At 63.2% G+C, this 20,634-nt stretch carries 21 protein-coding genes; 12 read left to right on the forward strand and 9 right to left on the reverse strand.

The genetic code is table 11. From position 1 onward, the window contains the following. Positions 1 to 126: 126 nt before the first annotated feature. Positions 127 to 663 (reverse strand): translation initiation factor IF-3, encoded by a 537-nt coding sequence (gene infC, locus JVX98_RS21180; protein ID WP_034804663.1) that lies wholly within the window; start codon positions 661 to 663, stop codon positions 127 to 129. Positions 664 to 883: 220 nt separating this feature from the next. On the opposite strand from infC, the gene JVX98_RS21185 reads away from it, so the two are divergent. Both JVX98_RS21185 and JVX98_RS21190 read left to right on the forward strand, forming a co-directional pair. Continuing rightward, positions 884 to 1,687, forward strand: a complete 804-nt coding sequence (locus JVX98_RS21185; RefSeq protein WP_205237332.1) for a carboxylesterase — start codon at positions 884 to 886, stop codon at positions 1,685 to 1,687. A 288-nt stretch (positions 1,688 to 1,975) separates the two neighbouring features. Beyond that, entirely contained in the window at positions 1,976 to 2,596 is a 621-nt protein-coding gene (locus JVX98_RS21190) for a transglutaminase-like cysteine peptidase (RefSeq protein WP_043617116.1), read from the forward strand. 71 nt (positions 2,597 to 2,667) lie between these two features. On the opposite strand, the gene mbfA is transcribed toward JVX98_RS21190, so the two are convergent. After that, positions 2,668 to 3,651, reverse strand: coding sequence for an iron exporter MbfA (gene mbfA / locus JVX98_RS21195; protein WP_205237333.1), 984 nt, complete (start codon positions 3,649 to 3,651; stop codon positions 2,668 to 2,670). A 165-nt stretch (positions 3,652 to 3,816) separates the two neighbouring features. On the opposite strand from mbfA, the gene JVX98_RS21200 reads away from it, so the two are divergent. Next, the gene (locus JVX98_RS21200; protein ID WP_192448136.1) at positions 3,817 to 4,653 is read left to right on the forward strand and encodes a lipo-like protein; all 837 of its coding nucleotides are present in this window, start codon (positions 3,817 to 3,819) and stop codon (positions 4,651 to 4,653) included. 28 nt (positions 4,654 to 4,681) lie between these two features. On the opposite strand, the gene JVX98_RS21205 is transcribed toward JVX98_RS21200, so the two are convergent. Beyond that, entirely contained in the window at positions 4,682 to 5,923 is a 1,242-nt protein-coding gene (locus JVX98_RS21205) for a cyclopropane-fatty-acyl-phospholipid synthase family protein (RefSeq protein WP_192448137.1), read from the reverse strand. A 160-nt stretch (positions 5,924 to 6,083) separates the two neighbouring features. Continuing rightward, a complete protein-coding gene (gene efp / locus JVX98_RS21210; protein WP_192448138.1) occupies positions 6,084 to 6,653 on the reverse strand; it encodes an elongation factor P in 570 nt (189 codons plus the stop codon). 160 nt (positions 6,654 to 6,813) lie between these two features. Here efp and epmA point away from each other — a divergent pair, with 160 nt between their 5' ends. The 6 genes from epmA (at position 6,814) to JVX98_RS21240 (ending at position 12,825) form a co-directional block, all read left to right on the forward strand. After that, positions 6,814 to 7,866: an EF-P lysine aminoacylase EpmA gene (epmA, locus tag JVX98_RS21215; protein ID WP_205237334.1), complete on the forward strand. Its 1,053-nt coding sequence runs from the start codon at positions 6,814 to 6,816 to the stop codon at positions 7,864 to 7,866. Further along, positions 7,863 to 8,915 carry a lysine-2,3-aminomutase-like protein gene (locus JVX98_RS21220; protein ID WP_205237335.1) on the forward strand — a complete coding sequence of 351 codons (1,053 nt, stop codon included), beginning with the start codon at positions 7,863 to 7,865 and terminating at the stop codon, positions 8,913 to 8,915. Before epmA ends, JVX98_RS21220 begins: the two co-directional genes overlap by 4 nt. A 167-nt stretch (positions 8,916 to 9,082) precedes the next feature. Next, positions 9,083 to 9,514, forward strand: coding sequence for a carboxymuconolactone decarboxylase family protein (locus JVX98_RS21225; RefSeq protein ID WP_192448141.1), 432 nt, complete (start codon positions 9,083 to 9,085; stop codon positions 9,512 to 9,514). Between the two features lies 1 nt (position 9,515). Further along, the gene (gene sigJ, locus JVX98_RS21230; protein WP_246764923.1) at positions 9,516 to 10,409 is read left to right on the forward strand and encodes an RNA polymerase sigma factor SigJ; all 894 of its coding nucleotides are present in this window, start codon (positions 9,516 to 9,518) and stop codon (positions 10,407 to 10,409) included. A gap of 90 nt (positions 10,410 to 10,499) precedes the next feature. Next, a complete protein-coding gene (locus JVX98_RS21235) occupies positions 10,500 to 11,927 on the forward strand; it encodes an MFS transporter (RefSeq protein WP_205237336.1) in 1,428 nt (475 codons plus the stop codon). 82 nt (positions 11,928 to 12,009) lie between these two features. Beyond that, positions 12,010 to 12,825: a class I SAM-dependent methyltransferase gene (locus JVX98_RS21240; RefSeq protein ID WP_205237337.1), complete on the forward strand. Its 816-nt coding sequence runs from the start codon at positions 12,010 to 12,012 to the stop codon at positions 12,823 to 12,825. A gap of 71 nt (positions 12,826 to 12,896) precedes the next feature. On the opposite strand, the gene JVX98_RS21245 is transcribed toward JVX98_RS21240, so the two are convergent. Then, positions 12,897 to 13,559 carry an OmpA family protein gene (locus JVX98_RS21245; protein ID WP_029742421.1) on the reverse strand — a complete coding sequence of 221 codons (663 nt, stop codon included), beginning with the start codon at positions 13,557 to 13,559 and terminating at the stop codon, positions 12,897 to 12,899. A 203-nt stretch (positions 13,560 to 13,762) separates the two neighbouring features. Between JVX98_RS21245 and JVX98_RS21250 the strand changes: the two genes are divergently transcribed. Then, positions 13,763 to 14,401, forward strand: coding sequence for an exopolysaccharide biosynthesis protein (locus JVX98_RS21250; RefSeq protein WP_205237338.1), 639 nt, complete (start codon positions 13,763 to 13,765; stop codon positions 14,399 to 14,401). A gap of 115 nt (positions 14,402 to 14,516) precedes the next feature. Here JVX98_RS21250 and JVX98_RS21255 read toward each other — a convergent pair whose 3' ends face one another. The 4 genes from JVX98_RS21255 to JVX98_RS21270 form a co-directional block, all read right to left on the reverse strand. Beyond that, positions 14,517 to 14,864, reverse strand: coding sequence for an antibiotic biosynthesis monooxygenase (locus JVX98_RS21255; RefSeq protein WP_205237339.1), 348 nt, complete (start codon positions 14,862 to 14,864; stop codon positions 14,517 to 14,519). A gap of 99 nt (positions 14,865 to 14,963) precedes the next feature. Continuing rightward, positions 14,964 to 15,989, reverse strand: a complete 1,026-nt coding sequence (locus JVX98_RS21260; RefSeq protein WP_205237340.1) for a histone deacetylase family protein — start codon at positions 15,987 to 15,989, stop codon at positions 14,964 to 14,966. Positions 15,990 to 16,166: 177 nt separating this feature from the next. Next, positions 16,167 to 16,694, reverse strand: coding sequence for a GNAT family N-acetyltransferase (locus JVX98_RS21265; protein ID WP_205237341.1), 528 nt, complete (start codon positions 16,692 to 16,694; stop codon positions 16,167 to 16,169). A gap of 2 nt (positions 16,695 to 16,696) precedes the next feature. After that, positions 16,697 to 17,275 carry a helix-turn-helix domain-containing protein gene (locus JVX98_RS21270; RefSeq protein ID WP_205237342.1) on the reverse strand — a complete coding sequence of 193 codons (579 nt, stop codon included), beginning with the start codon at positions 17,273 to 17,275 and terminating at the stop codon, positions 16,697 to 16,699. 219 nt (positions 17,276 to 17,494) lie between these two features. On the opposite strand from JVX98_RS21270, the gene JVX98_RS21275 reads away from it, so the two are divergent. Both JVX98_RS21275 and lepA read left to right on the forward strand, forming a co-directional pair. After that, positions 17,495 to 18,736, forward strand: a complete 1,242-nt coding sequence (locus tag JVX98_RS21275) for an MFS transporter (RefSeq protein ID WP_205237343.1) — start codon at positions 17,495 to 17,497, stop codon at positions 18,734 to 18,736. 70 nt (positions 18,737 to 18,806) lie between these two features. Further along, complete coding sequence (lepA, locus tag JVX98_RS21280) at positions 18,807 to 20,633, forward strand: translation elongation factor 4 (protein ID WP_371742535.1); 1,827 nt, start codon at positions 18,807 to 18,809, stop codon at positions 20,631 to 20,633. Position 20,634 lies beyond the last annotated feature (1 nt).

A 20,634-nucleotide genomic window follows, 5' to 3' on the forward strand; every position in this document is an offset into this window, starting at 1 on the left:
CACGAGATGCCTGACAGCTCGCTGAGGGCGACTGTCAGCATTCTGTCAGCAAAGCCGGAACGATCGCACAACGAAAAAAGCCGCCCGGAGGCGGCTTTCGTCATATCGACGGATGGGCGGCAGCGCTTAGCGCGGCGCGAGAACCATCATCATCTGGCGGCCTTCGAGCTTCGGCTCGGCTTCCACCTTGGCAATCGCCTGGGTGTCGTCCTTGACCTGCAGCAGAAGCTTCATGCCGAGTTCCTGGTGGGCCATTTCGCGACCGCGGAACTTCAGCGTGACCTTGACCTTGTCGCCGTCCTCGAAGAACCGGTTCATCGCCCGCATCTTCACGTCATAATCGTGCGTGTCGATGTTGGGACGCATCTTGATTTCTTTGATTTCGACGATCTTCTGCTTCTTGCGCGCTTCGGCCGCCTTCTTCTGGTTGGCGAACTTCAGCTTGCCAAGATCGAGGATCTTGCACACCGGCGGTTCGGAGTTCGGCGCGATTTCCACCAGATCAAGACCGGCTTCCTCCGCCATGCGGAGCGCCTGGTCGATCGGGACGGCGCCGATGTTCTGGCCTTCGGCGTCGATAAGCTGAACCCGGGGCACCCGGATTTCCTTGTTTGAGCGCGGCCCCTCCTTGACGGGGGCGTCCGCTTTGAACGGTCTGCGAATGGTCGTACTCTCCTCGAGCTATTTCGAAAAATGTTGTTTAATTCGTTCGCCGGCGCGATCCCAAACGAAGCGCCTGAATCTGTCACCGACGGCAATGTGTGAATTGCGACGGGAGAGTCAATAGCACGGCTTGCAAGGAAAATCACCACCTGTCGATAGCAAGACGAATCTGTTTTAGAAAGAAAATCGCCAGCGAAACGGGCCTTTGGAGAGAATTTGCATGCAGGATACGCCAGCCGAGACGAAAATCAGCTTCATCGAGGTCGGCGCAGCGGAGGCCGCGCGCAAGATCGCGATGCGCGTGCGGCATGCCGACAAGCCGACGGACGGGCAGCCGACGCTGGTCTGGCTCGGCGGCTACCGCTCGGACATGACAGGCACCAAGGCGGTCGAGGTCGAGCGCTATGCGATGGAGCGAGGCGCTGACTGCGTGCGCTTCGATTATTCCGGCCATGGCGCCTCCGGCGGCGCCTTCGCCGACGGCACGATCTCGCGGTGGCTCGAAGAAAGCCTTGCCGTCATCGACCAGGCCGCACCCGGACGCGTGGTGCTGATCGGCTCGTCGATGGGCTGCTGGATTGCCTTGCGGGTCATCCAGGAACTCCGGCGCCGGGGCGACGGAAACCGGGTCGCCGGCCTCGTGCTGATCGCGCCGGCACCCGACTTTACCGCCGAACTGATCGAACCCAACCTGACGGATGCGGAGCGGGCTTCGCTTTCCGAACGCGGCTATTTCGAACAGCCTTCCGAATATAGCCCCGAGCCGAACATCTTTACCCGCGCGCTGATCGAGGACGGGCGAAAGAACCGGGTGCTCGACGGCACGATCTCGACCGGCTGCCCGGTGCACATCCTGCAGGGCATGCGCGACCCCGACGTGCCCTATACCCACGCCTTGCGGCTGATGGAGCACCTGCCCGCCGACGACGTCGTGATGACGCTCATTCGCGATGGCGATCATCGCCTCTCGCGCGAAGAAGACATTGCTAAAATGAAACAGGCGATCGGCACGATGCTCGCCTGAGCCGTCGCCGGAATATCCCTTCCTTTCGACCGGAACCCAAGGACAAAACCGCTCCCGCGCCGCAGATCCCCTGCGGCGCAACGGTTCGCGTGCGTCCATTTCCGGTTTTAACCATAAACTCCGATGTCCCGATTCCGGAGATTGACTCTGCAGTCCTGACGTTATTAACTCTTTATTAACGATTAGAGCAGCGCCGGGGACGAACCTAAACAAGCTGCCTTCAACTCAGGATTGCGCGAATGCGTCCGGACAAAGAGCGTCCGGCATACCGCGCCGCAGGGGACTTGTATGGCGTCTTGGACTGGAGTTAAGGGAAGTATCGCGGCGTTCTGCGCACTTTTCATTTCAGCAAACACGGCAATCCCCGCACAGGCGGGATCGTCTCCCTGGATGCAGACTGGCTCGGCGACCTCGCAGCCGATCGGCCACTACGAATTCTGCCAGAAATACAAGAGCGAGTGCAACGTACGCTCCAAGGGAACCGTCGCTGCACGCGTGACCGAACGGGGCTGGGCAACGATCCGGCAGGTGAACGCGACCGTCAACCGCGAGATCACGCCGATGACCGACCTGGAACTGCACGGCCGGGACGAAGTCTGGTCCTATCCGGACGGCGCTGGCGACTGCGAAGACTTCGTACTCGAAAAGCGCAAGCGCCTGATGAGCAAGGGCTTCTCGGCAAGCGACCTGTTGATCACGGTGGTGCGCAAGCCCGACGGCGAAGGCCATGCGGTATTGACCGTGCGCACCGCGCAGGGCGACTTCATCCTCGACAACCTCGAAAACGGCGTCAAGCTATGGACCCATACGCCCTACCGCTACCTGAAGCGCCAGGCGTCCAACCACAGCGGCCGCTGGGTCACCATCCAGAACGGCGCGGAAGTCCTCGTCGGCTCGGTCGGCAACTGACCTCAAGGCAACACGAAAAATTTCAAAAAGGGCCGGTCGAACCGGCCCTTTTTCGTATCTGCCGCGCGCCGTCAGGCGTTGCCGATCAGGATGCCGGCCGCCAGCACCAGACCGCCGCCGAGCACCACCTGGAAAGCGGCCCTGAGGAACGGCGTTTCCATGTAGCGGTTCTGGATGAAGGCGATCGCCCAAAGCTCGACGAAGACGATCGCGGCCGCCGTCGCGGTCGCCGTCCAGAAGTGCGGGATCAGATAGGGCAGCGCATGGCCGAGACCGCCAAGCGCGGTCATGATGCCCGACGCCAGGCCGCGTTTGATCGGCGAGCCGCGACCGGAAAGCTTGCCGTCATCATGGGCAGCTTCGGTGAAGCCCATGGAAATACCGGCACCGACGGAGGCCGAGAGACCGACGAGGAAGGTCTGCCAGGTGTCCTGGGTCGCGAATGCGGCGGCGAAGATCGGCGCCAGCGTCGACACCGAGCCGTCCATCAGGCCGGCGAGACCGGGCTGGACGTAAGTCAGGATGAACTGGCGGCGCGCGGTCTGGTCCTCCTCGGCGCGCACGTCCTCGGGCGTGTGCTGTTCGCCAAGCCGACGGGCCAGCGATTCATGCGACTTTTCGGCAATCGCGAGATCGCCGAGCAGCTTGCGGGTGGCCGCATCCTGGGTTCTGGTCGCGGCCTCGACATAGAAGCGGTGCGCCGCCTCCTCCATCGCTTCGGCTTCCTCGCGCGCCTTTTCGATCGGCATTTCGGCAATCAGCCAGTCGGGCTTGCGCTCGGGGAAGTCGCGCACATGCTCGCGCCGGATGAGCGGGATGCGGTTGCCGAAACGCTGGACGTGCAGATCGATCAACCATTGCCTGTGGTGACTTTCCTCCTCCGCCATCTCCTCGAACACTTTTGCCGAGTGGGGGTATTGCGCCCGAAGCGCATCGGCATAGGCGAGATAAATGCGCCCGTCGTCCTCTTCGGAGGAGATCGCGAGCGCCAGGATTTCCTGCTCGCTCAGGGACAAAAACGGGCGCTTGGAACGGGAGAAAAGACGGGAAAACATCGGGAGGAAACCTTCTTTAGAATAATTCTAAAATAGAAATGCGGGATCGCCCCGTCAAGGCCAAAGCCATGCAATCATGCGACAATCTCTCGACAGAGTGTCGCGGCTCGGCCACCATGCCGGCCACCCGCGAATCTCATTCCCTTCCCCGGAGCGATCGCCTCGATGAGGACCATCTATCCGCTTTCCGAAAGCAAAGACACAGTGTTGGATCGTCTCGGCGCAAGGCTCGCCGCGCGCCTGCAGGCGCAGACATCCGGCTACGAGCCCTACACGCCATCCGATCAGGAAACGCTGGCGCGCACGCTGCGCCCGGGCGACATTCTCCTGATCGAAGGTAACCAGAAGGTTTCGGCAGCGATCAAGTATCTGACGCAATCGACCTGGTCGCATGCCGCCTTCTTTGCCGGTGACCAGATGCCGCTGACGCTCGATCAGGCGACACTGCCCGTCATCGAGCGGCCGCAACTGATCGAGGTAAACATCGGCGAGGGCTGCGTTGCCGTGCCGTTGAAGAAATACGCCTCGTTCAACACCCGCATCTGCCGGCCTATCGCGCTGACGCCGGATGATCGCACAGCACTCGTCGGCTTCATGATCTCGAGGCTCGGGATGAAATACGACCTGAAGAACATTCTGGACATGCTGCGCTACTTCTTGCCGACACCGCCGGTTCCGGTGCGCTGGCGGCGGCGCCTGCTTGCCTTCGGTTCCGGCGACCCGACACGGGCGATCTGCTCGACGCTGATTGCCGCCGCCTTCGAGCAGATCCGCTATCCGATCCTGCCCGAGGTTACCCGCGCGCCCGGACGGGCGGCCGCAACCTCGACCTATTCACGCGAAGAGATCCTGCACATCCGCCACCATTCGCTCTACACGCCCAGGGATTTCGACCTCTCGCCGTTCTTTGCGATCGTCAAGCCGACGCTGGAGTTCGGCTTCGACTACAAGCGATTGCGCTGGCATGCGGACGAAGAGAGCAATTCCAGCAAGAGTGTGTAGCGGTTATCCGTCCGGAATTGCGTCTCTTCTAGAGATGGAGCGCGAGCGCCTGTTCGCGGGCCATGTAGTCGCGCTGGCGGTCGGTGATGTAGTCGCGCACGATCGGCGCCGCATCGCGCGAGCGCGACAGCTGCATGTGGAAGACGAGCTGGCTGCCGGTGCGGAACATCATCTCGGCACTGATCAGATAGAACTCCCACATGCGGGCAAAGCGCTCGTCGTAGAGGGCGATCACCTTGTCGCGGTTCGCGTCGAAGCGCGCGCCCCAATGGGCTAGCGTCGTTGCATAGTGCACCCGCAGGAATTCGAGATCGGAAACCCAGAGGCTGTTGCGCTCGACGACCTCGAAGACCTCCGACAGCGCCGGCGAGTAGGCGCCCGGGAAGATGTACTTGCGAAGCCAGGAGCTCGCCATGCCGGGCGGGCTCATGTGGCCGATCGAATGCAGCACCGCAAGCCCGTCGTCCGGCATCAGTGCGTTAAGCTTCTTGAAGAACTCGTCATAGTGATGCACGCCGACATGTTCGAACATGCCGACCGAGACGATGCGGTCGAACGGTCCCTGGACATCGCGATAGTCCTTGAGTTCGAAGCGCACCCGATCCGAAAGGCCAGCCTTGCGCGCCCGTTCGGTGGCAAGCGCCTGCTGCTCCTTGGAAAGCGTCACGCCGAGCACCTGAACATCGGCGAGCTGCGCGAGATACATCGCAAGGTCGCCCCAGCCGCAGCCGATATCGAGCACCTTCATGCCGGGCTCCAGGCAAAGCTTGGAGGCAAGCAACCTCAGCTTGTTGCGCTGCGCCGTCTCGAGCGTCTCGTTCGGCTCGCGGAAGTAGGCGCAGGAGTAGAGCATGTTCTCGTCGAGGAACAGCTTGTAGAACTCGTTGCCGAGATCGTAGTGATGCGCGACGTTCTGCTGTGCCTTGCCCTTGGGGTTGGCCTGCTGGCGCTTGCGGAAGCGCATCTTTACCGCGCGCAGCAACTTCTGGATCGGGTAGGAGCCGAGCGACAGGCGGTTGATCGAAAACAGCGTCAGGAAATCCCGGAGGGTGGAGCCCTCCTCGAAGCGCATGGTGCCATCCATATAGGCTTCGCCGGCGGCCAGTTCCGCATTGAAGACGAGGCTGCGATAGAGCTTCTTGTCGGTGAGCCGCATCGTCACTTCCGGCCCGGGCGTCCCGGAATAAACGTGCCTCTTGCCATCGGCATCGATCACCGTCAGGCGACCCTTGCGAATGAACGACTTCATCATATGCGACAATGGGAACATGCAGGCCCTCTCGTGAGATGTCGTATCGGCGCCGCATCCTAGCACCCGTTTTTCGAAATGCGCTCCTTAAATTTCTGGTTGCTCACGCAACCTGCCGGAAACGAAAACGGGGACGGCAACCTTCGCTGCCGTCCCCGTCCAAATTGACCTGGTCGATGCCTCAGTCCTTGGCGCGCTCGACGTAGGAACCGTCTTCCGTCGCAATGACGACGCGGGTGCCGGCCTGGATGTGCGGCGGAACGAGCGTGCGAACGCCGTTCGACAGAACCGCCGGCTTGTAGGACGACGAAGCCGTCTGGCCCTTGACGACCGGCTCGGTCTCGGTGATTTCGAGCGTCACGTGGCGCGGCAGGTCGATGGCGATCGCCAGGCCTTCGTGGATCGAAAGAATGACGGCCATGCCTTCCTGCAGGTAGGCCTTGAGGTCGCCGATATCCTCCGTGCTCATGACCAGCTGGTCATAGCTTTCCGGGTTCATGAAGTGGAAGCCTTCGGCGTCTTCGTAGAGGAAGGTGTGCTCGCGGTCTTCGACGAAGGCGCGCTCGACCTGTTCGGTCGTGCGGTAGCGTTCGGAGACCTTCACGCCGTCGGAAATGCGGCGCATGTCGACCTGGGTGACCGGCGTGCCCTTGCCCGGGTGGAAGTTCTGGGCGGTAAGCACGACATAGAGCTTGCCGTCGACGTCGAGTACGTTGCCCTTACGGACAGATGAAGCGATGACCTTGACCATTAGTCTTCCTTGTAACAGAGGTATGCGCGACACCGTGGGCCGGAAACACTGGCCCTGAAGGACGCGAAAATAAGGATTTCGCGCCGCCACTACCCTAATTTCGCGCAAATAGCCAGCCTGAGCCGGCATCTGCGCGAAGAAAGCCTGGACTGAACCGACCATGTCGCATGCCTCACCCTGGTGGACACCCGATGTCCATGCCGACCGGCGCCCGTTTCTTCTCGGCCGCAACCGGATCCAATCGGCATTGCGCCGGTTCTTCGAGACACGCGATTTCATCGAGGTCGACACGGCAACGCTGCAGGTCTCGCCCGGCAACGAGGCGCATCTGCATGCCTTCGCCACAGAAGCGCTCGACCACGACGGCTCCGGCCATGCGCTCTATTTGCACACCTCGCCGGAATTTGCCTGCAAGAAGCTGCTGGCGGCCGGCGAACAGCGCATCGCCTGTTTCGCCCATGTCTACCGCAACCGCGAGCGCGGACCACTGCACCACCCCGAGTTCACCATGCTCGAATGGTATCGCACTGGCGAGAGCTATGAGGCCTTGATGCGCGACAGCGCCGAGATCTTGGCGCTTGCGGCGGAAACGACCGGCACGAAGCAGTTCGTTTTCCAGGGGCAGGCCTGCGATCCCTTTGCCGCGCCGGAGCGCCTCAGCGTGGCGGACGCCTTCGAGCGTTTTGCCGGCATCGACCTGTTGGCCTCGATGGCCGCCAACGGCGAAACCGACCGCGAAACTCTTGCCGCAGCGATGGCCGAGGCCGGTCTTCGGGTCGCCCATGACGACACCTGGGCCGACCTCTTCAGCCGCGTGCTCGTCGAAAAGGTCGAGCCGCATCTCGGCTTTGGCCGCGCGACGATCCTCGACGAATACCCGACGGCGGAAGCCGCGCTCGCCCGCCCCGCCGCGCGCGACCGTCGCGTTGCCGAACGCTTCGAGCTCTATGCCTGTGGCGTCGAACTTGCGAATGCCTTTGGCGAGCTGACCGACGCGGCCGAGCAGCGCCGGCGCTTCGAGATGGAAATGGTCGAAAAGGCCCGCGTCTATGGCGAGACCTATCCGCTCGACGAGGATTTTTTGGCGGCACTCGCGATCATGCCCGAAGCAAGCGGCATTGCGCTCGGCTTCGACCGGCTGGTGATGCTCGCAACCGGGGCGTCGCGCATCGACCAGGTGCTCTGGGCGCCCGTGGCGGAGACACGAGCGTGAACGTGCACCGCCCGATCAAGACCGCGCGCGAACTCGTCGATACCGGCCTTATCGACGAAGCCAAGGAGGCAGCGGTTGCCGCTGTTGCCGAGCGTTATGCCGTCGCGATCAGCCCTGCGATTGCCGGTCTCATCGATCCCGACGATCCCGATGACCCGATCGCCCGCCAGTTCGTGCCCGACGCAGCCGAACTGACGCTGCTGCCTGAGGAACGCGAGGACCCGATCGGTGACAAGCCGCACAGCCCCGTCACCGGCATCGTTCACCGCTATCCGGACCGGGTGCTCCTGAAGGCCGTGCATGTCTGCCCGGTCTATTGCCGTTTCTGCTTCCGCCGCGAGATGGTCGGGCCGCAGGGTCTCGGCACGCTGACGCCGGCCGAACTCGATGCGGCGATCGCCTATATCGCCGCGCACGAGGAAATCTGGGAGGTGATCCTCACCGGCGGTGATCCGCTAGTGTTGTCGCCGCGCCGGCTCACCGAACTCATGGAACGGCTGAAGCCGATCCCACATGTGAAGATCGTCCGCTTCCACACCCGCGTTCCCGTGGTCGAGCCGGCGCGCATCGACGCCGACCTGATCGCGGCGCTGAAGGCCAGCGGAAAGGCGACCTATGTGGCGCTGCATGCCAACCACCCGCGCGAGCTGACGGACGAGGCGCGTGCCGCCTCTGCCCGCCTGATCGATGCCGGCATCGTCATGGTCAGCCAGTCGGTGCTCTTGAAGGGCGTCAACGACGATGCCGAAGTGCTTGCCAGCCTGATGCGCGCCTTCGTCGAGACACGGATCAAGCCCTATTACCTTCACCACCCGGACCTCGCGCCCGGTACCAGCCATTTCCGCCTGACGATCGAGGAAGGCCAGGCGCTGGTCGCCGCCCTGCGCGGCCGGGTCTCCGGTCTCTGCCAGCCCACCTACATCCTCGACATTCCCGGCGGGCACGGCAAGGCGGTGATCAGCGCTGCCTCGATCGCGGACGAAGGCGGCGGCTGTTACACGGTCACGGATTTTCGCGGCGGCGAGCACAGCTACCCACCGAAAGCCTGATGACCGCGAGAAATCGCGACTCTCAAATTATTGAAACTTCTTCAAAATAATCAGCTCATGCATTTTTCTTCGCGTCCTGCGAGAAAAATCATTGAGCCCGCGTCACAGCTGTCCGGCGTCGATCGTCAATTGGTCATAAGCAACACGACAACGATGGAGTTGAGACCATGACCGATACCAAAGCCGTCCGCTACGAACAGGAAATCTCCGATGTGCTTGGCGCGCTCGCCGACGTGCACAAGACCATGGACCTGCACGGACTCGACCGCACGATCCACAATCTCGTCCAGCTGCGCGCCTCGCAGATCAACCGCTGTGGCTTCTGCGTGAAGATGCACACCAAGGAGTCCCGCGCCGAGGGCGAGAGCAACGAGCGGCTCGACCGCATCATCGTCTGGGACCAGGTCAGTGATTTCACCCCGCGCGAGAAGGCAGCCCTTGCCTGGACCGAGGCACTGACCGAACTCGAGCCGCGCACCGACTTTGCGCCGCTTCGCGCCGAGCTGCGCCAGCATTTCAGCGAAAAGGAGATCAGCGTCATCACCGCGACGGTGGCGATGATCAACCTTTGGAACCGCATCCAGATCTCGAGGCACTGACATGAACGACCGGCAGCATATGCAGATCTTCGAGGAGGCGCGCCCGCGCCTTCTCGGCCTTGCCTACCGCATCCTCGGCTCGCGCGCGGATGCCGAAGATGCGGTGCAGGACACGTTTCTGAAATGGCAGGAGGTCGACCGCCTGTCGATCGAAACGCCGGCTGCGTGGCTGACGACGGCCTGCACGCGGCGCTGCCTCGACCTCCTGAAAGCGGCTCACCGCAAGCGCGTCGACTATGTCGGCGCATGGCTGCCCGAGCCGATCCATACGGCGAGCGACGACAATGCCGAAGAGAAACTGGCGCTGACCTCCTCGCTCACCACCGCGTTCCTTTTGATGCTCGAACGGCTGACGCCGAAGGAGCGCGCCGCCTACCTGCTGCACGAGATCTTCGGCCAGCCCTATGACGAAGTGGCCGAAACGCTCGACATGCAGGAAACCGCCGCCCGCAAGCTGGTGTCGCGCGCCAAGACCAATATCGGGCTCGAAAAGGCCCGGCACCAGACGCCGCGTGAGAGACAGGACGAACTGCTTTCGGCCTTCCACCAGGCAATCCACGGCGGCAATGTCACCGGGCTCTCGGCCCTGCTTTCGGCCGATGTGAAGCTGACGGCCGACGGCGGCGGCAAGGTGGCGACCGTGCTCGGCGTGCTCGCCGGCAAGGAAACGGTGCTCGCCTTCATCGTCGAGCGGCTTACCGAATACTGGTCGCATTATGTTTGGGAAATCGGCGACATCAATGGCGGCCGCGGCATCGTGCTTCGGGACGAAGCGAAAAACGAGATCGCGGCAACCGTCGCCTTCGGCTATGACGGCGACGGAAACGTCAACGACATCTTCATCATGCGCAACCCGGAAAAGCTCACGCGTTTCGGCGAGGCTGCGCTCCACTGATACTGGCGGCTTCGCCTTTGCAAACGTGATCCTCCCCAACGGCCAGGCCGGTCGCACGTTTACGGCGATACCCCTGCATGAGGTACTGACATGCTCGAAAAAACATCCGCTCCCCATCAGGAAACCGGCTGGCGCGCGCTTTTGACCGGCGGCAACGCCGTGCATTCGCTGGTGCTCAGCGGTGGCGTCGCGCTGCACGCGCTCAACATCTACGTCGTGACGACGATCATGCCGTCGATCGTGCGCGAGATCGGTGGGCTCGAATATTACGCCTGGAGCACGACCGTCTTCGTCGCCGCCTCGATCCTCGGCGCGGCCCTGTCGGCCCGGCTGCTTGGTGCCGTCGGCGCCGGCGGCGCCTATGCGATCGGTGCGCTCGTCTTCGGCCTGGGCACGCTCCTCTGCGCCGCGGCCCCGTCAATGGAGATGCTGCTTGCCGGCCGGGCGATCCAGGGCTTTGGCGGCGGGCTGCTCTATGCGCTTGCCTATGGCGTGATCCGCGAGGTCTTCCGGCCGGAGCTCTGGACCCGCGCCATCGGCCTGATTTCGGCCACCTGGGGCACGGCGACGCTGGTCGGCCCGGCGATCGGTGGCATGTTCGCCGAGTTTTCCACCTGGCGCGTCGCCTTCTGGTCGCTCTTGCCGCTGACGGCGTTATTGGCGACGCTCGCCTTCTCGACCTTGCCGCGCAAGGCTGCCGGCGAAAGCGTGCGCACACCGCTTCCCTTGGCGCAACTGGCGCTGCTCGTCGCCATCGTGCTTGCGCTTTCCGTCGCCAGCACGCTGACCACGGCGGCCGAGCAGTTAGGCTGCGTCGGCGCCGCAATCCTCATGTTCCTGGCGCTGCTCGTCGTCGAGAAGCGGGCGACCGGCAAATTGCTCCCCTCCGGCAGCTTCACCCCGGCCTCCCCGCTGGCAGCCCTTTATGCTACGATCACCCTGCTGATGGTCGGCCTGCAGCCGGAAATCTATGTGCCGTACCTCTTGCAGGAGTTGCACGGCTTGTCGCCGCTGGTCGCCGGCTACATTGCGGCGCTGATGTCGATCGGTTGGACTGCCGGGTCGATGACAAGCGCCCACTGGCACGGCGAAAGGGCGAAGCAGACGATTTTTGCCGGCCCGGCCTTCGGCTTCGTCGGCCTGGCATTGATTGCGCTGTTCATGCCGATGACGGGCTCTGAATTCATGACGATCGCCGTGCCGCTCAGCATCGGCATCATGGCGGTCGGTTTCGGCATGGGCTTTGCCTGGCCGCACATCGTGACGGCCGTCTACGAATTTGCGCCGGAGGGCGAAGCGGAGAAGGCCTCGAGTTCGATTACCACGGTTCAGCTCTTCGCCGCAGCGCTCGGCGCGGCGCTTGCCGGACTGACAGCCAATCTCGCCGGCATCGAAACGCCGTCGACGGATGGCGTAGCAACGGCGACGCGCTGGCTCTTCTGGCTGTTCGCGCTGATGCCAGCGCTGGCCGTGCTGACAGCCGGACGCGTCTGGCGGGCGCGGCGGGTGGCAAAATAGGCGCATTGCTGGCTTTCCCCGGGGGTGGAAGGCCAGCAAATGCAAGCTGTACGAGGGGTGCGGGCGCCCTTGGGAGGAGAGGATGGAAGCCGAGGAGATCGGCCTTCATGGTGTACGGGAGACCCTGTTGGTCACGCTCCAGGCCAAGGCCGCGGAGAGCGCGTTCCCGGATTCCCTGCTCAACGATCACTTTGCCGCCGATCTGATGCGGCGGCTTGCCGGCAGGCCGAAACCGCCCGATGCAAGCCATGACATGACCATCGGCATCGCGGTGCGCGCCCATATGCTCGACCGCTGGACGAGCGACTTTATCGGGCGCCACCCGGACGCCATCGTGCTCAATCTCGGCTGCGGTCTTGATACGCGCGTGCTGCGGCTCGATCCGCCCGCATCCGTCGGCTGGTTCGACGTCGACTTTCCCGATGTGATCGCCTTGCGGCAACAGCTTTTCCCGAAGCGCCCGGGCTGCACGACGATCGCTTCCTCGATAACGGAGCGCGACTGGATCGACCTCGTTCCGGCGGACCGCCCGGCGATCGTCGTCGCCGAGGGCGTGTTCCCCTATCTTTGCGAACAGGAGGTCCGCGATGTCTTGCGACGGGTGACCTCCTGCCTTACCGGCGGGGAAATCGTTTTCGATGCCTACAGCCATCTGGGCATCGAACTTTTGCGACTGAACCCGTCCCTGCGGGCGACCGGGGCGGAGCTTCGCTGGGGGCTGGAAAACGCGCGGGCGCTGGAGCGGGACGTGCCCGGCCTGACCTTGCTCGACGAGATCAGCGAATACGATGCCGCTCAGGTCGCGCGCCTGTCGCCTTTGGCTCGGATAGCGGCGCATGTCGTCAGCGCCATGCCGATGCTACGCCGGATGGGTCGCCTGTTGCGCTACGGCTTCTAGCTCGACGAAAATGAAAAAGGACCGCGCCTTGCGGCGTAGCCCTTTCACTGAAAGCCGTCGATTTCGACCGATCAGGCCTTGATCGGCGCGATCGAGATTTCGACGCGGCGGTTCTGCGCGCGACCGGCTTCGCTGCCGTTGGATGCGATCGGACGCTCCTTGCCGTAGCCCATGGCCGACATGCGGCGCTGGTCGACGCCCTGGCCCGCCAGGTAGTTGGCGACCGAAGCGGCGCGGCGCTCGGAGAGGCCCTGGTTGTAGGAGGCGCTGCCGGTCGCGTCCGTGTGGCCGTCGACGTCGATCATCGTCTTGTTGAACTTGCGAAGCACGATCGCCACCGAGTTCAGCGTGTCATAGAAGGCCGGGATCACCTGGTCGCGATCGGTCGCGAACGTGATGTTGGACGGCATGTTGAGGATGATGCGGTCGCCGGCGCGGGTGACCGATACGCCGGTACCCTGCAGCTGGGCGCGCAGTTCGGCTTCCTGGTTGTCCATGTAGTTGCCGATCAGGCCGCCGCCGAGACCGCCGATTGCGGCGCCGACGAGGGCCGAGTCACGCCGTCCTGCTGCACTGCCGCCAACCAGCAGACCGGTTGCCGCGCCGAGGCCTGCGCCGATCAGCGCGCCACCGGCGGTGTTCGACATCTTCTGTTCGCCCGTATAGGGATCGGTGGTGGTGCATCCCGAAAGATAGATGGCCGCGACAGCCAGAATGGCGCATTTCTTGATCATGGAATCAGTTGTCCCCATTGGTGCTCGAAGTTGCTTCATACTAGCGATTGCGGCAGGAAGATGAAGAGGCGTCCCATTCACGCCACGGTTTGCCGGCAAATCCCGCTTCTCCAGCGGCCGGCGTGGCCATCAGGGCACACAATAACCGATCCTTCACACGCTCTTGATAGGACGGGCATCCAAGAAAAGAGAGGCAAGCTCCCATGGCAATCGAGTTCGGCGACACGCAACGCAGTCTCAGCGACACGCTCAACGGCATGATTGCCTCGATCCGCGGCGAGACGATCACGCTGCGTGAACTGATGGCGGAAATCGGCGAGCAGGGTTTCCTGCTGCTGTGCGCCCTGCTGACGCTGCCGTTTCTGCTGCCGGTGTCGATCCCGGGCGTCAGCACCGTCTTCGGCGCGGCGATCATCCTGATTTCCGTATCGGTCACGCTCAATCGCCTGCCGTGGATGCCGCAGCGCATTCTCGATCGCCGGATCGAAACCGAGAAGCTGGTGCCGACGCTGCAAAAAGGCGCGGATATCGTTTCCAAGCTCGACCGCTATGTCCGCCCGCGTCTCGGCTTCCTGACGCAGGGCGCGCTGATGAACCGCTTCAACGGCCTGATGATCATGGCCGGCGGCATCCTGCTGATGTTTCCATTGGGCCTGATCCCGCTGTCGAACACGCTGCCTGGGATCGCGATCCTGCTGCTCTCGCTCGGCATCATCCAGCGTGACGGACTGATGGTGGCTGGCGGCTATCTCTTCCTCGTCGCGACGACGGTCTATTTCACGGTGCTTGCCTATATGGCCTTTGCCGCCGGCCAGGGCCTGTCGACGTTCTTCGTTTCCTGACGCGCGTTCGCATCGGAAGCATGGATCGGCCCGGCTGACTGCCGGGCCTTTTTCGTTCCAGCCCTCTGTTACATGCAATTCCGGACGGAAAACCGCTGCAACTGCTGGAACGGCCCTAGGCAGCCAGCCCGCCGAAGGCCCGGTAGCTGGCGAAATCGGTTCGGATGCCGAGCGTCTTCATCAGTGCCTCGCGATCGAGGCCGAGCTGGCGGTCGAACTCGATCAGCGCGGCTGCGACCTTGGGCGCGACGTCGGCACTCGCGAATTCGATCATGGTGATGAAATCGAACTGGCCGGGACCGGCATGCTGCTCCAGGAACAGGTCTTTCACATAACCATCCTGCTTGCGAATGACGGCCAGCGTCTTGTCGACCAGTTCGACGAACTGCGGCCGCGCTTCCGCCGGCACGGTGTATTTGTTGATGCGGTAAAGCGGCGCCACGCTATTTGACTGATTGCTCACAGCTCTTTTCCTCTGATCTCTTTTGAACGAGAGCAGTCGTACCACCTCAAGTAAAGTTGAGGTCAATAGCGGCAGGCGCATTTTTCCCAATGCTGACCTTTAGCCAGAAATACCCTTCAGCACATTGGCGACGTTGAGGCCGATTTCCGGTACGCCGTAGCCGCCCTCCATGCAGACGACGACCGGCAGGCCGGTGCGCTGCAGCGCTTCACCCATGCGCAGATAATCTTCGGATTTCAGTCGGAAGAACGAGATCGGGTCGCGCTCGAAGGTATCGACGCCGAGCGAGACGACCAGGGCTTCGGCACCGAAGGCCTCGATGCGCGAGAGCGCATCGGCCATCGCCGCCGACCAGGCGTCAAACAGCGTGCCGCGCGGCAGCGGATAGTTCTTCGTCGTGCCGAGCCCGGCGCCGGCGCCCTCCTCGTCGGCAAAGCCGAGGAAGTGCGGAAAGGCCTCGACGGGGTCGCCATGCAGCGAGGCGAAGTAGACGTCGCCGCGCTCGTAGAAGATATCCTGGGTGCCGTTGCCATGGTGGAAATCGACGTCGAGCACGGCGACGTTCTGGGCACCATGATCCCTTAGGCGCTGGGCGGCGCAGGCGGCGTTGTTGATGAAGGAATAGCCGCCATAGAGATCGATCGCCGCATGATGGCCGGGCGGGCGGCAGAGCGCGAAGGCGGCACGGTTGCCGGCATGGATGTGGTCGGCGGCCGAGATGGCGCAATCCATCGCGGCGCGCGCGGCCGCATAGGTACCCTCGGTGATCGCCGTTTCCGCCGCGAAGGAATAGTAGCCGAGCGCGCCGTCGATGTCCCTCGGCGGCCGCTGGCGCATGCGCCGCGCCGGAAAGCAGGCCGGAATCGCCTCGCCGCGGTAGCCATCGGCGACCCAGCGGGACCAGGCGGTTTCGAGGAAGTCGAGATAATCGGGCGCATGCAGCTTGAGGGCGACATCGAGACCGTGACGCTCGGGTGCCACGACATCTTTGAAGCCCGCTTCCTTGACCGCCGCCAATATCCATTCGGCACGAAACGGCGCCTCGAAAGGCGGCACAAGTTCGCCGCCGAAAAGCTCGGTCTTGGCGTCACGGAGCTTGTGGTCTTCGGTGTAATAGATGCGCATGGGAGTATCCTGAGATGGAAACGGACGGGTGCCAGCACCCTACCCCAGGTTTCGAGGTTGGCAACCTCGCGACGGTCAGCCCGTGCCTCGTGCATGTCCTCTCGCCCCGCAAGCGGGGAGAGGGTTAGTCCTCCGGTTAAACCGAGGAGAGCGGAAAATCCCACCAATGCAACTGCTCTAGGCCGCGATCCGCTTGTAGAAGAACGTCGTGGCGCAGAGGCCGCCTTCCGGCCACATGGCATAATCCGGGATGACTCCGACGCGCTCCCAGCCGAGGCGCGGATAGATCGCCTCGGCATCGCTGCCGGTCGCGGTATCGAGCACCAGCAGCGTCTTGCCACGAGTAGCAGCCTCGCGCTCGACCGCGTCCATCAGCCGGCGCGCCAGGCCTTTGCCGCGAGCGTCGCGATGCACCAGCAGCTTCTTCAGGTCGCCGCGATGCGGCTGGTTCGGCATCTGCGCGACGCCGACCTGCACCGTACCGAGGATGCGGCCGGCAACCTCGGCAACCATCAGCAGCGTCTCACCGCCGGCAACCGCCTCGGCGACGCCTCGCCAGTAGGCGAGTGCCGCTTCCGGCGGATAGGGCTGCATGAAACCAACCGAGGCGCCGCCCTCGACGCAATCGGACAGCACCTCGGCAAGCGCCGGGATGGCCTCGCGGGTCTGGGCTTCATCGAGCAGGCGGATCTGAATATCGGACATGGTCAAACCTTGGTGCGGCAGAGGATGACGGCATAGTGAGCCGGCTCATCGTGGGGGTTATGGAAGATGTGGCCCGCTTCCAGCCCCATGAACAGGCAGTCCCCAGGCTCGAGCGAATGGAAGCCGGATGCGGTCGTCATTTCGAGCCGCCCGGAAAACAGCCAGAGATGCTGGGTGATGCCGCGATCAGAGGGTTGCCGCTCGAAGACGACGCGGGCACCGGGCGGAAACTCGACCTCGACGATATCGATCGGCGAGCCAAGACCGTCCGGGGAGACGGAGCGGCGCAGATAGCCGGATTCCGGATCGCGCCAGAGCCGCTGATTGGCGCGCCTGGCAAGCGGTGATGCCTCCTCGGCTTCGAAGGCAAAGAGCGCAGAAAGGGTAGTCGAGAGCGCGCTGCAAAGCTTGGCAAGAAGCTGGGCGGTCGGGCTCGCCTCGCCGCGCTCGATGCGCGAGATCATCGCCCGGCTGACGCCGGAGCTTGAGGCGAGCTCGTCGAGCGTCAGGTTCAGTTGCGTCCGCAGCGTGCGAATGCGCTCGCCGATGGCATGTTCGAGGGGGGCAGTCACGTTTTCCATTATTTGAGATTGCATTTCTTATATAGTGGAGTCAAGACTGAGAAAGACTGAAAATACAGGCATGCGATGCCGCATTGGCGACAGCGCGACACGGGTGTTTCGGCTATGGTGGCGGCTTCGGGCGCTGAAACGAGAAAAGCTTTCACTTCAATACTTTAGACGGCCCTCATCCATCACGCCGGCGCACCCGCACGGGCGGCCTCCATCGACAGGTTGGACATGACCAAGCAGCCCTCCTCGCTGACCTCGATCGCCAGCATCGTCGCCTCGATGACGGCGGTCGCGATCGGCAACGGCATGATGCTCGCCTATGTGCCCTTCGCGCTGACGCGCTCGGACGCACCGGACTGGGTGCCGGGGGCTGCTGTCACGATGATTGCCTTTGGCGGACTGATCGGCTGCGTCATCGCTGGGCCGATGATCCGCCGCGTCGGCCATGCGCGCGCCTTTTCCTGCTCGATGGCGCTCGTCATCCTCTCGGCCCTGACGATCGCGCTCGGCATGCATCCGCTGCTGTGGGTGCTTGCGCGCGGCCTCTATGGCGCATCCGGCAACACCAATTTCATCATCGCCCAGAGCTGGCTCAACCATGCGAGCGAAAACCACTGGCGCGGCAAGGCGATGGCGCTGTTCTACATGGCCTATGTCATCGGGCTCGGCACCGGCGCCTGGCTGTTCGGGCAGATCCCGGCCGATGGCAACCTGCCGCCGCTCATCACGATCTTCTTCACCGCCCTTGCCCTTCTGCCGATCGGGCTTACGCGCCTGCCGACACCGCCGGAGCCGGCCAAGGTCAGCATCGACATCCCGATGGTCTGGCGCAATTCCCCCGTCGCCTTCATCGGCGTACTCGCCGCCGGCGGCCTTTCGATGGTGGTGCAAGGCTTCACGCCGATCTATGCGGCCGCCAACAATGTCAGCCAGGGCGACGTCGCCAACCTGATGTTCGTCATGCAGTTCGGCCTCATCGCCATCCAGTATCCGATGGGGACGCTGTCGGACCGGATCGACCGGCGCCTGGTGCTGATCGGCACGTGCCTGCTGATCCTTGCTGCCGGCTTTTTCGCGCTGTCGGCCTCCTTCAGCAATCTGCTCCTGCTCATGCTGGTCTTTGCGCTCTTTGCCGGTGCGGTCGAGACCGTCTATTCGATCGCCAATGCGCACGCCAACGACCGCACGGATCCGGCCGATTTCGTGCCGCTTGCCAGCACCATGCTGGTCGCCTGGTCGATCGCCGCAACCGTCGTGCCGATGCTGGTAACGCTGCTGACACCGGTGTTCGGGCAGCGCACGTTCATCTATGCGGCGATGGTCGTTGCCGCCCTTTATGCCTTCTTCGTGCTGCTCAGGTTGCGCAAACGCGATGAGGTGCCGGCGGCCGAGCGCGAGAGCTTCGAGATCAGGAGTGCGCAGGTGCCCAATGCCGGCGCGCTCGTCGATGCGGAGGCGAGTGCCGAATAGCCTGATTTATAGTGAACGAAGCCTTCATTTCCCGCTTTGCGGCAGTTGAAGGCACTGCTATATGCGGCCCATGAGCACAACATCTTCGAAGACGCCCCTTTCGCATATCCGCAACTTCTCGATCGTGGCCCACATCGACCACGGCAAGTCGACGCTTGCCGACCGGCTGATCCAGTCCACCGGCGGCCTCGCCGAGCGCGAGATGTCCGAGCAGGTGCTCGACAGCATGGATATCGAGCGTGAGCGCGGCATCACCATCAAGGCCCAGACGGTGCGCCTGCACTACAAGGCCAATGATGGCGAAACCTATGTGCTGAACCTGATCGACACCCCTGGCCACGTCGACTTCGCCTACGAAGTCTCGCGCTCGCTGTCGGCTTGCGAAGGCTCGCTGCTTGTCGTCGACGCGTCCCAGGGCGTGGAAGCCCAGACGCTCGCCAACGTCTACCAGGCGATCGACAACAACCACGAACTCGTCACCGTGCTCAACAAGATCGACCTGCCGGCGGCCGAACCGGACCGCATCAAGGAGCAGATCGAGGAAGTGATCGGCATCGACGCGTCCGACGCCGTGCTGATTTCCGCCAAGACCGGCCTCGGCATCCCCGACGTGCTCGAAGCGATCGTCACCAAGCTGCCGGCGCCGAAGAGCGACGGCGGCGATGCGGCACCGCTCAAGGCCCTTCTGGTCGACAGCTGGTACGACACCTATCTCGGCGTCATGGTTTTGGTGCGCATCATCGACGGCACGCTGAAGAAGGGCATGACCATCCGCATGATGGGTACCGACGCCAAGTACACGATCGAACGTGTCGGCGTGCTAACGCCGAAGATGGTCGCGATGGATGCGCTCGGCCCAGGCGAGATCGGCTTCATCACCGCTTCGATCAAGGAAGTGGCCGACACCCGCGTCGGCGATACCATCACCGAGGATAAGCGCCCGACCGCAACCGCACTGCCGGGCTTCAAGCCGGCGCAGCCGGTGGTGTTCTGTGGTCTCTTCCCGGTCGATGCCGCCGACTTCGAAGACCTGCGCTCGGCGATGGGCAAGCTGCGCCTCAACGACGCCTCGTTCTCGTTCGAAATGGAATCGTCGGCGGCACTCGGCTTCGGCTTCCGCTGCGGCTTCCTCGGCCTGCTGCACCTCGAAATCATCCAGGAGCGTCTCGAGCGCGAGTTCGACCTCGACCTGATCGCGACCGCGCCTTCGGTCGTCTACAAGCTGTTCATGACCGACGGCTCGGAACGCGAGTTGCACAACCCGGCCGACATGCCCGACGTCGTCAAGATCGCCGAGATCCATGAGCCGTGGATCCGCGCGACGATCCTGACGCCCGACGATTATCTCGGCGGCATCCTGAAGCTTTGCCAGGACCGCCGCGGCATCCAGATCGAGCTGACCTATGTCGGCACCCGCGCGATGCTGACCTACGACCTGCCGCTCAACGAAGTCGTGTTCGATTTCTACGACCGCTTGAAGTCGATCTCCAAGGGTTATGCCTCGTTCGACTACCAGATCACCGACCACAAGGAAGGCAACCTTGTGAAGATGTCGATCCTCGTCAACGGCGAGCCGGTCGACGCGCTGTCGATGATGGTGCACCGGATGGCAGCCGAAAAGCGCGGCCGCGAAATGTGCGAGAAGCTCAAGGAGCTGATCCCGAAGCACATGTTTAAGATCCCGATCCAGGCGGCCATCGGCGGCAACGTGATTGCCCGCGAAACCATCTCGGCGCTGCGCAAGGACGTGACTGCCAAGTGCTACGGCGGCGACGCCACCCGCAAGCGCAAGCTGCTCGAAAAGCAGAAGGCCGGCAAGAAGCGCATGCGCCAGTTCGGCAAGGTGGAAATCCCACAGGAAGCCTTCATCGCCGCCCTCAAGATGGGCGACGAATAAG

The organism is Ensifer sp. PDNC004, assembly GCF_016919405.1.
In the GTDB taxonomy this organism is placed as follows: Bacteria; Pseudomonadota; Alphaproteobacteria; order Rhizobiales; family Rhizobiaceae; genus Ensifer.